Genomic DNA, 13539 nt, shown 5'->3' on the forward strand with positions numbered 1-13539 from the left:
GCCGGACGATCGATGCGTTTACCAAAGCGCACAATAAACAGGCCGCACCCTTTGAATGGAAAAAGAAGTTCGTCAAACCGGGAAAGCTGTCGGATAATTACGCTGATTTATGAATCTAAGTACTAGTATTAATAAATGCAGTAAATCATTCATTTAATATGCATTAAGTTTCTTGGTTATTGATCAAGCCTTTTTGGTTTTTCAGGGAAAAGAACGCTGATTAATATACTGATCTTCAAATGCATCCATTTTGCTTCTCAGCTTTTCAGCTATTTCGCTATACTCCTGCTCAACAATTAGGTTATCGGTTTCCAGGGTATCCTCGCTGACCTTAAAGAGTTCTTCCGTGACCGGTTGGTTTTCGTGGTAGCGGATGTACTTGAATTCCGGAGTTCGGACAAACCGGGATCGTATGGACTGGTACTGTTCAGGATTCTGCACTTCCGACTTGATGGGATAAAAGTTATCAAAATTATTTTCCCCATATACGGCCTCATGTATTTGCTCCTTTTCGTTGTATACAAGAGGCAGAAAACTCTTACCCGGATAACTTTCCGGAGTATTGACACCGGCCAAGTCTAGGATCGTTGGGGCGATGTCCACGTGTGATATTAAGCCTTTTCTGGTCTGTATTCCTGCTCTACTTTCTTGCCTTGGATCATAGACAATCATGGGGGCCTTGACCGATTCTTCATAGAGCAGTGCCTTCCCCATCAGCTGCCTGGAACCGGCAAAAAAGCCGTTGTCCGAGGTATAGATTATCACCGTATTTTCATCGACACCCAGCTGCTCAAGCTCCTCTCTGATTTGACCTACGGCGTGATCTACCCCCGTAATAAGCGCATAATAGTTTTTTATAAACTCTTGGTATATGCTATCTACTTCGATATGCCAATCGCGGCGGTATCCTACCTCATTTCCGTAATAATCTTCCGATCTCCCGAAATACCACTGGGCGTTGCGGCTTTTCTGTTGAACCACTTGGGGCAATTTTTGATGGAACTGGTATTCATCGTTGACCATACGGGGAATAGAAACGCTGTCATACATTGCCCGAAACTCTTTGGCAGGAGTAAAGGGAGCATGTGGAGCTTTAAAACTGATAGACAGGGCAAAAGGCTTATCTGAACTCAGTGCTTTTTGAAGGAATTCTGTTGCCTGGTCGGCCATGAATTCCGTCAGGTGAGTAGCTCCGGACCTGTTTTCGTACCCATTGAATTTATTTTGTTGGGGAAAATAACCTCCTTGTCCCGGGAACCCATTCCAGACGTCAAAATAATTTGTGGGCATATACTCCTGTTTATTCTCAAAACCATCATTTTTTACTTTTTTGGTCCCCCCAACAGCAAACCCGAACTTACCAATAAATCCGGTAAAATACCCGTGCTCACGGAGTTGGACCGGGTAGGTATGTTCAAACTCATGACTGGTCAGGATGTAGTTGGTCGGCCTGTCGAAACCGGCACCATGGCCACTCAAATATTGCCCCGTCATAACGGAGGCCCTGCTGGGCTGGCAGATAGGAGCTACATGATAAGCATTTTTAAATGTTACACCATCGGAGGCCAATTTGTCCAGGTTGGGGGTAATAATATGGTCGTTCCCTGCAAATCCAAAAGCATCGGCCCGCTGGTCGTCGGCCATCAGGTAGATAATGTTGGGACGCTGCGTTTCTGCTGCCTCCTCCTGGCAACCTGCCAAGTAGAAAAATGCAACTAATAGCAAACCTGTTTTTAAGTTCATATCAATAATTCGCTTTATCCTATTGTTAATCTATTTTATTTAATGTGCTGCTTGATAACAGAAAATCAAAAATTACTAGAAGCTCTAATCCTCTAAAATTATTTCATCACTTTCCTCATAGGTGTGCTGTAGGTCAAGCCGTCATCAGAAGTAGCATTAATAAAATAGTATAATGCGCTATCCGGTAGTTCTGTAGATATTGTTTTATTTGACTTTGAAACTTTTGCTTCTGTTTCGATCCATTTGTAATGGTTACCACCCCAATTAGCTGTATCAGTGGTGAAATAAGCCACGGCTTGATTTACTTCACCCTCATAATCAATTTCAGTACCTTCATCTTTTTTGTAGGATAAGTTTAAGGGGGCTTCACTTTCCTTTGTTATATAGTCTGCAAAACTGTAAATAATCACCTTATTCCATCCAGCATAATGTCCATGCTTCATTTCATGCTCAAGATGAAGATACTTTTTAGTATCGGATGCGTTGTATGTTTTCGTAAAGCTATTCATGGAAAAATGGCCATCGTTCGTGCCGTTAATAAAAAGTGTAGGTTGTTGCTGCAGGGGGATATACAATGAAGGTTCCCAAATAGTGAGATAGAACTGTTTAGACTCTGGAGTATGGGATTTTAACTGCTCCATATATGTTGGAGCTTGATGTAAATATCCACAACCGTAAACCGGAATTGAAAAATCGAACCGATTATCGATTCCAGTCACAACATTAGTCAGGATGCCGCCCCATGAAATACCAGTAATACCGACTTGAGTTGAATCAACTTCAGGAAAACTTCGGATTAAACTATTTGCCAGAATGATATCTGCAACAGCATGGTAAAACCACTGGTTTTCTAACTTTTTATTCATGATATCAAGAAAGAAACCCTGCCTATATGGTCCTGAATATTTGTGAGTGGGCCATTTCATCACGGTTTTGCTGTCAGTTTTCCGCTCTCCTGGCAGCTGTCCCTCAAGTGCAACTGATATTGCAATGTACCCATGGTCTGTCCATTTTTTTACCCAATCAGGAAAAACCGTTCCACCACCTCCATGAACGAGTACAACGGCCGGAGCCTTTTCTCCTAGTTCAAGTGATTCCGGAACTCCATACCAACTAAAAACCTTTGTTGGTTTTCCATGATAAGACACCCCATCGAAAAACAATCCCTTAATATTTGAATACTTTTTATGCTGGTCGTAATGATTGGTAAATGTAAAATTGGGCCTTTTAAATACTCCCCTTTCACTGAGTGAACCATTCACCCATTCCGGTCCCTTATTCTGGACTATTTTTTCAGAGCTTTGACTAGTGCAAAAGCTTGTTATAGAAAAGAATATTATTAAGAATAGGTATATAAAATACTGGATATTTATCATGAAAGACTACAATGACTGAATCAATTTTATGGGGTTTTGCAGCCCCTTAGACTATGTGAAAAAAAATTTTGGGATTAAAGTGGGAGATTTATCCCTAAAAAGGGAGTGATCAATTACAAATGTATAGTACTTTCTTACAGTAGACCCCCTCAGCTTTTAGAGAAAACACTCGTTTTGAATAGCGGATCCAATTCAATCAACTGGAAAAGTTAACGCAAAACTAAGTAGACGATCTTTAATCGGTTAACCTTTTTACACCTACATAGTAGGCACTCCAAACAGCTCTTCCAGTATTCCCATCTACAAACCACGCTTGTAACCGAGTTTTACCTTTATCCAACTTGAGGGAGAATGTTACTTCAGTATCACTGTTGGAAATTTCTTTATCTACGTCAAAATCAGATAATTTTAAGCGAGCATAAGTGGCACCATGATGTTTTAGTTCTTTCATAGTTCCATCCCTTCGAGTTCGATAGTAGCTAAATAAATTCTCGTTTATAGTTTTGCCCTTTACCTCAGGTGGCCATCTACGCAGCGTAATTTCATATCTGCCAGCTTCTACTACTTCCACTGCCCAATAGCCATTTGCCGGTAAACCTACTTCTACTTGATCTTGCAGCCAACGAGGCATCCCGTGAATATCATGCGTGTTTAACCATGTTGGGTTCGCCTCTTTAGCACCTAATTTTATTCTGGCTACTTTCCCAAAGTTAGTGCTTATATCATTCCAGTATTTATTATAGGCCTCAGTTAGTTCAGAAATCAAGCCAGGATGTGAGTGGGCAATATTGTTCTTTTGTCCTGGATCACTCTCAATGTTGTATAATTCTGAACCGTTAACCAGACGCCAATCCCCTTTTAATACTGCTGTTTTTTTCCATTTTTGGGGCCGTTCCCGGCGTTGGGTATCAACAAACATAATCCGATCAGACCAGTTCTTAGTTTCTCCTCTAAGCAGAGGAACCAAACTTTTCCCATCGAACTCAATCTTCCCATCTGAGGCTATACCACTTAAATTAACAAGGGTCGGGAAAATATCGACAACACCAGTTAATTTATCTATCTCCGTTCCACCTTTAATTCCTTTAGTTGGATATCGAATAAAAAATGGAACCCTGTGACCTCCATCGTATTCACTGCCTTTCTGTCCACGCATTCCAGCATTATAATGGAACGATTTTACTGTTCCATTATCAGTCATAAAGATAAATATGGTGTTGTTATGTAGACCAAGCTCCCTAATTCTTTGGTCCAGTCGCTTTAGATTATCATCAATATTGGTTATTTGACCATAAAACTTATCAAGCTTTCTATCTTTTTCTTGCTGGCCAAGATGGGCGTACATTTGTTCATATCTGTCAGGCGCTCTGTGGGGCCAATGAGGTACATTGGTGGGTATATATAAAAAGAAAGGATGATCCCTATTCTCTTCTATAAACTTAATTGCCTCATTAAACCAAATATTGTTAGCATACCCTTCATATTTTTGGGGTTTTCCATTTTTGTAGTATGTATCATCGAACAGGTCATTGCTCCAATAATCGGGCGTGTTCGAAATAGCCCCTCCGCCGTGATAGAGCGCCTCGTCAAAACCTCTATTATGAGGTAGAAAAGGATAATTATCCCCCAGATGCCACTTTCCAAACATGCCCGTTTTATAACCGGCCTTTTTAAAAACTTCCGGAAGAGTTGTCTCATTTTGAAACAGTAAAGACCTCCCCCCTACTGTATGCCATACCCCTACACGATTATTATATCGGCCGGTCATCAACATGGCTCTGGTGGGTGAACAGGTCGTACCTACATGAAAATTTGTAAAACGTACACTTTCACTATAGAACTTATCTATATACGGTGTTTTAATCGTTGGATTGCCATGTGCTGCTATATCACCATATCCTTGGTCATCAGTCAGAATCAGGATGACGTTTGGAAGTTCATCTTTGGATTTTGCAATCACGTTATTTTCTGGTACTGATAAATACCAACCGTAAAAAAACCATATACAAACGAATAATCTGATACTTAATGTATTAATATCGATTTGCATAATTGAGCTAATGGATTAACTATTTCATTTTAAAGGCAATAGTAGTTTATATTCCTTTTGAAAAGGTTGGCATTACGGTATCTGATGATTATCACAGCTAATAACCATCGAATTTATTTCAATAGCTCGCCGTCAGACATAATTTCCTGAGCCCAACTTTTGTGCATCTCCATAAGATTTTCAACAATTTTGGGGTACTCTGATATCCAATTTTTACGTTCAGGATTTTCTTCTTCTAAGTTTGATAAATGTAATTCTTCATTTCTGTCACTAATTAGTTTCCAATTTCCTTTACGAACGGCCCATTGATTTTGCCATTGAAAGTGTAATACCTGGTCCTTATAAGCAGAAGAGGCATTATCCTGAATGATCGGCAGTAATGAAAAACCATCCAGCCGCTTATTCGGTAAACGAATATGCAATAGATCGCAGAGGGTCGGAAGTATATCCATATTAGTCACTACTTGATCCCGCTTTACATTTTTGGGTAAACGAGCAGGATAACTAATAATAAACGGTACCCGGATACCCCCTTCTCTAAAGGTTCCCTTATGACCTACCCATTTACCGGTAAAACCACCACCGCCATTGGCTCCGTAGTTTGTACCTTTTGGTAGTCCACTAGTATGGTTTTCAATACCAATCTGATAGTCTTCTTCAGAATGCCCGTTATCACTCATAAATACGAATAGAGTATTCTCGTACTCCCCTTTATTTTTGAGATGTTGAATAATCTCCCCTATAAGATAATCCGCCGTGGATACCATATGAGCATATGAACGCCTGGGTTGTTCCAAATCTTCATATACATACTCAAACTTTAGCTTGTGAACATAGGGTTGTTCTGGATAATGAGGAATATTTAATGCTATATATAAGAATTTTGGTTTATCTAGATTCCTGTTTATGTACTTCTTTGCCTCTTCAATCGTTTGATTAGGGAAATATTGACCGTTTTCATATATCTCTTCTTTGTTGCGCCACAAGTCATGGAATCCTTCGCCATGTAGAAAGGAGTGTTGAAAATTATCGATAAATCCCCCTCGGTGACCATAGAAGTAATCGAACCCCTGAGATAGCGGTCCATAATTTAAATCTGCTCCCAAATGCCATTTCCCAAACAGGGCCGTTTGGTATCCCTGACGTTTGAGCACTTCTGCAATGGTTACTTCATCAAGGTACATATTAACGCCCTTCTCCGCGTGGGCATTACCCTGAGTCCATGAGTTGATCCCACCTCGTTGTGGGTACCTCCCAGTAAGCAAACCGGCACGAGTTGGTACACACACAGTGTGGGCATACGCTTGTGTAAAACGAATCCCTTCTTTAGCTAACTGATCAATATTGGGAGTTATTAAATCTTTTGCCCCATATGAATTAACATCCAGCGTACCCTGATCATCGGTTAAAAATATAACAACGTTCGGCCTAACTTCTTCTTCAACATTATGCTGTGATAGTCCAAGAGAGATGTTAAATAGAAGAAAAATTATTATAGCTATAAAAAACATATCATTATTTCCTATCAAATACTTAGGGGGGCTTGCAGACCCCCTAAGTTAACTCTGGCTAAAATGGAGTTATTTAGTCACTAATCCTTTCAATATATGTATAATAGGAAGGATACACGCGCCCCTGCTCATCCTCTAAAAATGCAGTTACATCATATTTTCCTGCGGGTATGTATCCCTCAAAGTGAACTGCCTCAGCATTGTCACTTGGAATCGGCTTCGTCTCACTGATCCCTGCTATGTAAAGGCTGGCATGCGTCAGGTTGTGCTGCTGGCTGGCCGGCATGGGGTTACTTATCTCAACCGACTCTTTCCTTGCCGCCACCTGTTCGTTAAACGCAAGTCCACTCTCGCGGGGATACCGTCTCAGACTTATCCGGTAGGTGCCTTCATCAGCGATTTCTATTTTCAATTTCCCTTTCCCGCGAACACCTTCTAGCACCCCGTTTTGGTGCCACACGTATTTGTACGGGTATATGTGCATATCATGCGAACTGAGGCGAACGGGATTCTCATACCGGGTTCCGGCCTTAATATAGGCATACCGCTCGTTTACGCCCTGTTCTGCCAGCGAGGTCCACCACTTGTTATAACTTTCCCGCAACCTGTTGACTACCTCCGGATGCTCTGATGCCACATCATTATGTTGAGAAATATCATCTTTAATGTGGTACAATTCCTGCCCATTGATGAGTCGCCAGGTATCATCCATCACCGCCGACCGTCTCCATTTCACAAGATTTTCGGTGCGTTGAGAGTCGACAATTAATGTACGGGAATCCCATGTGGCATCCTCATCATGCAACAAGGGAGCAAAGCTACGGCCATCAAGTTCCTTGGTTTCTACGTAGGTTAATCCGGCGAGATCGGCCAAGGTGGGCAGCACATCAATATGGGCCAGCAGATGGGGCAACTCCTTCCCTCCTTCAATACCGGCGTCGGGCCAACGAATAGCAAACGGGACGCGATGCCCCCCCTCATATTCACTGCCCTTTGTGCCCCGAAGGTCGGCATTGTAGCCATAATCCTTGCCTTCTCTTTGGGAAAAGCCGGCAGCCGTCCCGTTGTCGGTCATATATATCACAATCGTGTTTTCTGCAAGCTTCAGTTCTTGCAGTTTTTGTTCTAGGCGACCAAGATTATCATCGATATTGGTGATCATCCCATAAAATCGCTTTTGCCGCTCCAGAAGCTGATCCTCACCTTTGTATAGATTATAATATTCCTCTGGCACATGAAAGGGAGCGTGGGGAGCATTAGTAGAGATATATGCAAAGAATGGTCTCTCACGGTTCTCTTCGATAAACTTTAGGCTTTCTTCAAAGAATACATCCGTAACATATCCCTCCGTTTCCCGGGGTTCCCCATTGAACCAGTAGGTATCATCGAAATAGTCGTTGCCCCAATAATCAGGGGCTTGGGTGACCCCACCTCCCCCGTGACGTACCACTTGTTGAAAGCCTCGGTCTCCGGGTCGAAATGGGTAATTATCCCCCAGATGCCACTTGCCGAACATGCCGGTTGCATACCCGTTTTGGGCAAAAATTTGGGGAAGGATGGTTTCATCTTCAAATAATAAGGATCGTCCGCCGATCGTGTGCCAGGTACCCACGCGATTGGTATATCGTCCAGTCATCAGGGCACCCCGGGTGGGAGTACAGGTTGGGGATACATGAAAATTAGTCGCCTCCACAGATTCCTCAAAAAACTTATCCATGTAGGGCGTTTGAATAATCGGGTTTCCATGAAAACCCAAATCGCCATACCCCTGATCATCTGTGATGATTACAATAACATTCGGTTTTTGATCCTGTGGCATTTGGCTGCCAGACCAGCCCAACACCTGACCAGCAGCAATTAGAATAAGAATCCAGCAAGCAATAAATTGGAAGAGTAATTTCATGTTAGGTCATGTTTATTTTTTAAAATATTGCAGATTGATTAAACCTTATTTAATACCCAGGATTTTGCGTCAGATTCTCATTGTTACGGAGTTCATTCGTGGGCAGTGGAAATAGCAGGTCTCTTTCCTGTAGTGTTGAACCATCAACAAAAGAATGTCCTACATAATCGTTAAAAGCATCATCTTCAATATCATAAGCTTTTCTGGTACGAACCATATCAAACCATATTTCATTTTCATAAATCAGCTCATGCCACCGCTCCTTCCATATTGCTTCTCGAAATTCTGTTTTCGTAAGTCCTGAAAGATCATTCAGTTCAGCTCGTCTTCTTATTTTGTTAACAGCTTCATATGCTTCGGTTGTAGGGCCAGTGACCTCATTTGATGCTTCTGCAAAATCTAGTAATACATCAGCATAGCGAATTACCTGCCAATTTAACCCCGACTGTGCCGTATTCAGATGTGCTTGTTCATCCCAAAATTTATATATGAACTGATTAGGAAATTGAACAGTTTCATTGCGGTCAGATTCAGAACTATAACTAGTGAAAAAGAACACCCTTTCTTCTGCTCTTTTATCCCCTGCTTCATAAGATGCAACAAATTCATCCCGTGCAAATCCGAAACCTTGTTCAGAAGAATATGCTGAGACACCAAACTTAAATGGAGGCAAGCCAATCTGTAGAACATCATTATTCTGTTCCCCCTGTAAATACTGTACAGAAAAAATATGTTCACCAGTATTGTCATTAGAAGATTCCCGAAACGGAAGATATGAATCAAATAGTGAATATTCCTGTGAATCGATTACCTCTTTAGCTTTATCTCTAGCAAGTGTGTAATATTCGGTCCCCATCTGCAGTGGATAACCGGCCATTGTTAAATAAACATCTGCCAGTAGTGATTTTATGGCACCCAAAGTTACTCTACCACTTGAATCATTAAATGGCAAACCTGAACTCTCAGCTGCAGTCAGATCCTCTACAATTAGTTGATAAATCGATTCAACCGATGAGCGAGAGGGTTCTAAATCAGGACTACCTAAATCAACCGATTCCGTTATCAATGGCACCTCACCAAATACTCGTACTAAATTAAAGTAGTAATACGCTCGTAAGAAGCGTGCCTCTCCCAGCAGCCTATTTTGAGTAGTTGCATCCATTTCGATGTTAGGAATTTCAGCAATTGCCAAGTTAGCATTACCGATTCCTCTATAATGGCTTACCCAATAATTATTTACAGCTGGATGATCGGCACTCATCTGGAGATCACTGATAATTTTAAAATCGGGGAAACCACCGTTTGGTGTAAACGTTGAATTAAGTGCACCTGTACGCAATTCAGTCATTAACCAAGATGCGTTAGATTGTACAGGGTAAAGACTTTCATACGTAGCATTAACAATGCCTTCCGCATGTGAAGGTTGGGTAAAATAATTACCTGTATTTAGATTGGATGGATCTTTATGACTTAGGAAATTATCACATCCCATCAACAGAATTGTCAAAAAACCACACGATAATAAAAGACAGATATTACTTTTGATATTCATGGTTTTATACTTTGAATTATTAATTAATTTCTTTTTTGGCAGAATTATAAGCTAAAACTTAACCCTAATTGGAAAACTCTGGGCTTGGGGTAGCTGTACAGATCGTCACCTTGCGAGAAGTTACCCGTAAATGATGATACTTCAGGGTCAAAGCCGGGATACTCATCTATTAAAAAGAAATTCTGCATTGAGGCGTATATTCTCACATTTTTCATTTTGCCCCATTTTTGTATCAATTCAGATGGAAAATTATACCCCAACACTATATTTCTACCCCGAATAAACGAGCCATTTTCAATTCTTCCTGTAGAACTTAACCTGTCTTTATAGGCAGCCGTTGGCCTAATTTCAGGTACCATAGTGTCCTGATTATTGGGAGTCCAGGCATCAAGCACTTCGGTAAGAACATTAGTTATTCCAGTTCTATCAAGAGTAGTAGCCCTTGAATTAAATGCAGTCTCATTTCCATACATATATTGGATATCAACCATTAAATCGAAGTTTTTATAGGTCACGTTGTTGATTAAAGACCCATAACCATCAGGATTGCCGTTACCGATGATAACCCGATCTTGTTCATTTATAGCGCCATCACTATTGATATCCTTATATTTGATATCTCCTGGAAGCCGATTGTATTGGGCAGCTTGAGCCGCTTCATCCGTATTCCAGGTTCCCAACTGAATATATCCATAGAAAGAGTTTACGGGTTCTCCTTCTCGAATGATCCTATTTCCTGTTACAGGATTACCCCCTTGAACAATATCTTGACCACCTGTCAAGTGCAGGACCTTGTTTTTATTGATAGAAATATTGAAAGAAGTGCTCCAGAGGATATTACTTTTGCTAATATTTCTAGTTTTCAGAGTTAATTCCACACCCCGATTCTCCATGCTGCCAATATTGCGGATAACGGTGCTATAACTGCTGGTAGATGGAACCGGAGCAGCCAATAACATATCTTCAGATTTTTTGTAGTAAATATCTCCTTCAAATTCTACTCTATCCGAGAATAACCCCAATTCGACACCCAGGTCCACTTGGGTATTTTTTTCCCATTTCAGGTTTGGATTGGCCATCTGATTTAAACCAACCCCAGTTACTCTGGTACCACCGACTATATATGAATAGTTGCCTAAACCTGTGACTGTGCTGTAGTTCGGTATTTCGGAATTACCTGTAACGCCATAGCTAGTGCGTAGTTTAAGGTTGGATATTGTGGAACTGTTCTCCATGAATTTTTCTTCCGATACTCTCCATCCAATAGCTCCCGATGGGAAAAATGCATATTGATTATCTTCTGAAAATCTGGATGAACCATCAAATCGCCCTGTAACTGTGAACAGGTATTTGCTGTCGATTGTATAATTAACCCTTGCAAAATATGAGTTTAGGCTATGCGCACTTGCACCGGATTGGGGTGGGCGTGGATTAGAGGCTATTCCCAGATTATTAAACTCAAAATAATCATCAAGGAAGTCGTCAGCCCTGGCAAATTTCGTGAAATTGTCAACTCGCTCCCACGATAATCCCAATAATCCGGTGAAAGAATGCCCTTCAAGCACTTCGGTTTCATAGGTCAAATAATTCTCAAATTGCCAGGATGTAATTTTTTCATCAGATATTTCGGCCCTGCCATTATCGGAAATAAATCGCAGGTCATCCCCGGCATAGAATTTAGTTTCTTGGTCTATGATATTTAAACCAAAAGTAGTTCTTAATGTCAGCCCCTCTGCCAAGTCAAAATTAGCAAAGGCGTCTGCCAGTGTATTCGTACCATCAAGAATTCGTTTTGTCTCATTAACAAGTCTAATCGGCTGAGCGCCACCTTCCATTCCCGGATAATCAGACGTCCTTCCAAAAGTACCATCAGGATATCTAACTGGTGTTATGGGTAATGCTTGCAAAATTGATCTAGTAGGAGTAATGCCTCCAGCACCTACTGCCCTTGGCTGACTGGCTTCCTGAACGCTATAATTAATAGTAGCACCGGCAGTTAGCCAATCATTTATCTGATTGTTAATATTCAAACGGCCTGAGTAACGCTTTAAAGAGGATTTCTCAAGTATGCCCTCCTCATCTCTATATCCCAGGTTAACCGTGTAACTATTATTTCTATCCCCTCCCGAAAAAGAGAGGTTATGACTGTTCGTAAGTGCAGTTCTAAGGGCTTCTTCTTGCCAGTCTGTATCATACAATGGATTACCCGACGAATCGAAAAGCCTTGGATCTGTTCTTTTAGTAGCAGGATCCACAACACTACCGGCTAAACCATATTTTGCTGCATTTTGGAAGGCCAAATCTTCAACAGCCAGGAATTGCTCTGAGTTTAACAATCCTATCTTAGACCAAGCAGGCAGCTTGCTTGCGCTAAAAGAACCATCATATGAAACAGTTCCTCCATCTTGTACCGGCCCTTTTGTAGTTACCAATACTACTCCATTTGCTCCCCTGGCTCCATATATAGCAGTAGCAGAGGCATCTTTAAGTACTTCAATTGACTTTATATTACCTGGATCTAAGTAATCGATAGGAGAAGTGCCGTTTGACAAGTTAGCCTGAGGGAGAACAACACCATCAACAACAAATAATGGATCATTGGGACCTGTTATTGAAGAATTCCCCCTAATTCTTATCGTAGCCCTACTACCTGGTCTACCCGAATTTTTAGAGACACTAACTCCTGCTATTTTCCCTGATAAGCCCTCCTGCAGACTAGTTGGTGAACTTGCTTTGAATGCTTCCTCATCAACTGTACCCACAGAACCCGTTAGATCAGATCTCTGCTGCGTACCATACCCGACTACGACCAACTCTTCCCCCGAGATAGCCTGAGCTTGAAGCTGAACATCAATCTCCGTTCGACCATTAATAGGTATTTCAGTTGTCTGGTATCCGATAAACGAATACATAAGTGTATCATTTAAAGAAGGAACACTTAATGAATACTCTCCGTCAGTATTCGTGGCTGTACCCGTAGTAGTTCCTTTTACTGTAACATTTACACCAGGTAAAATTTCATTTGACTGGGCATCAGTAACGGTACCAGAAACCGTTTCAATAACCTGTTTTTGGTTAGAGGCACGCAATACGATATAACCATCATTGAGCGCATAGTATTGAATGCCTCTATTCTTGAAAATTTCATCCAGCGCCTGGTCAAGCCCGACATTTTCCAAACGTACTGTAACTTTGGAGTTGCCAGCCAACAGCTCCTTGTTATAGGAAAACTGGACATTTTCTTCCTGTTCCAGGTACGCCAGGAGCTTTTCTATGGACACTAGTGTCATTACCACTAAATAAAAGGGGTAAATGTGATTGGGTTTTTGTATTTTTCGAATAAAACATCATGGATAAACTCACCTTTCCCGACCTCTCTCAACAAGTCAAAGATCAACTCCTTA

The 13539-nt window shown here is 41.2% G+C and carries 7 protein-coding genes; all 7 read right to left on the reverse strand.

Going from position 1 to position 13539, the window contains the following annotated elements:
* Positions 1-201 precede the first annotated feature (201 nt).
* Positions 202-1743 (reverse strand): sulfatase-like hydrolase/transferase, encoded by a 1542-nt coding sequence (locus NC796_RS25865; protein WP_310688724.1) that lies wholly within the window; start codon positions 1741-1743, stop codon positions 202-204.
* A gap of 98 nt (positions 1744-1841) precedes the next feature.
* Complete coding sequence (locus tag NC796_RS25870) at positions 1842-3005, reverse strand: acetylxylan esterase (RefSeq protein WP_310688726.1); 1164 nt, start codon at positions 3003-3005, stop codon at positions 1842-1844.
* Positions 3006-3354: 349 nt separating this feature from the next.
* Complete coding sequence (locus NC796_RS25875; protein ID WP_310688728.1) at positions 3355-5169, reverse strand: arylsulfatase; 1815 nt, start codon at positions 5167-5169, stop codon at positions 3355-3357.
* Positions 5170-5282: 113 nt separating this feature from the next.
* On the reverse strand, positions 5283-6680 hold the full coding sequence (locus tag NC796_RS25880; RefSeq protein WP_310688729.1) for a sulfatase-like hydrolase/transferase: 1398 nt from the start codon (positions 6678-6680) through the stop codon (positions 5283-5285).
* A gap of 73 nt (positions 6681-6753) precedes the next feature.
* Positions 6754-8583: an arylsulfatase gene (locus NC796_RS25885; RefSeq protein ID WP_310688731.1), complete on the reverse strand. Its 1830-nt coding sequence runs from the start codon at positions 8581-8583 to the stop codon at positions 6754-6756.
* A 49-nt stretch (positions 8584-8632) separates the two neighbouring features.
* Positions 8633-10135: a RagB/SusD family nutrient uptake outer membrane protein gene (locus NC796_RS25890; protein ID WP_310688732.1), complete on the reverse strand. Its 1503-nt coding sequence runs from the start codon at positions 10133-10135 to the stop codon at positions 8633-8635.
* A 44-nt stretch (positions 10136-10179) separates the two neighbouring features.
* The gene (locus tag NC796_RS25895; protein ID WP_310688734.1) at positions 10180-13416 is read right to left on the reverse strand and encodes a SusC/RagA family TonB-linked outer membrane protein; all 3237 of its coding nucleotides are present in this window, start codon (positions 13414-13416) and stop codon (positions 10180-10182) included.
* Positions 13417-13539: the final 123 nt, after the last annotated feature.

This window comes from Aliifodinibius sp. S!AR15-10, assembly GCF_031569985.1.
Lineage (GTDB): Bacteria > Bacteroidota > Rhodothermia > Balneolales > Balneolaceae > JAMQKA01.

Excerpts from the sequence above, each read along its gene's own strand:
- NC796_RS25865 (WP_310688724.1), bottom strand. The coding sequence starts at position 1,743 with ATGAACTTAAAAACAGGTTTGCTATTAGTTGCATTTTTCTACTTGGCA.
- NC796_RS25875 (WP_310688728.1), bottom strand. The coding sequence starts at position 5,169 with ATGCAAATCGATATTAATACATTAAGTATCAGATTATTCGTTTGTATA.
- NC796_RS25880 (WP_310688729.1), bottom strand. The coding sequence starts at position 6,680 with ATGTTTTTTATAGCTATAATAATTTTTCTTCTATTTAACATCTCTCTT.
- NC796_RS25885 (WP_310688731.1), bottom strand. The coding sequence starts at position 8,583 with ATGAAATTACTCTTCCAATTTATTGCTTGCTGGATTCTTATTCTAATT.
- NC796_RS25890 (WP_310688732.1), bottom strand. The coding sequence starts at position 10,135 with ATGAATATCAAAAGTAATATCTGTCTTTTATTATCGTGTGGTTTTTTG.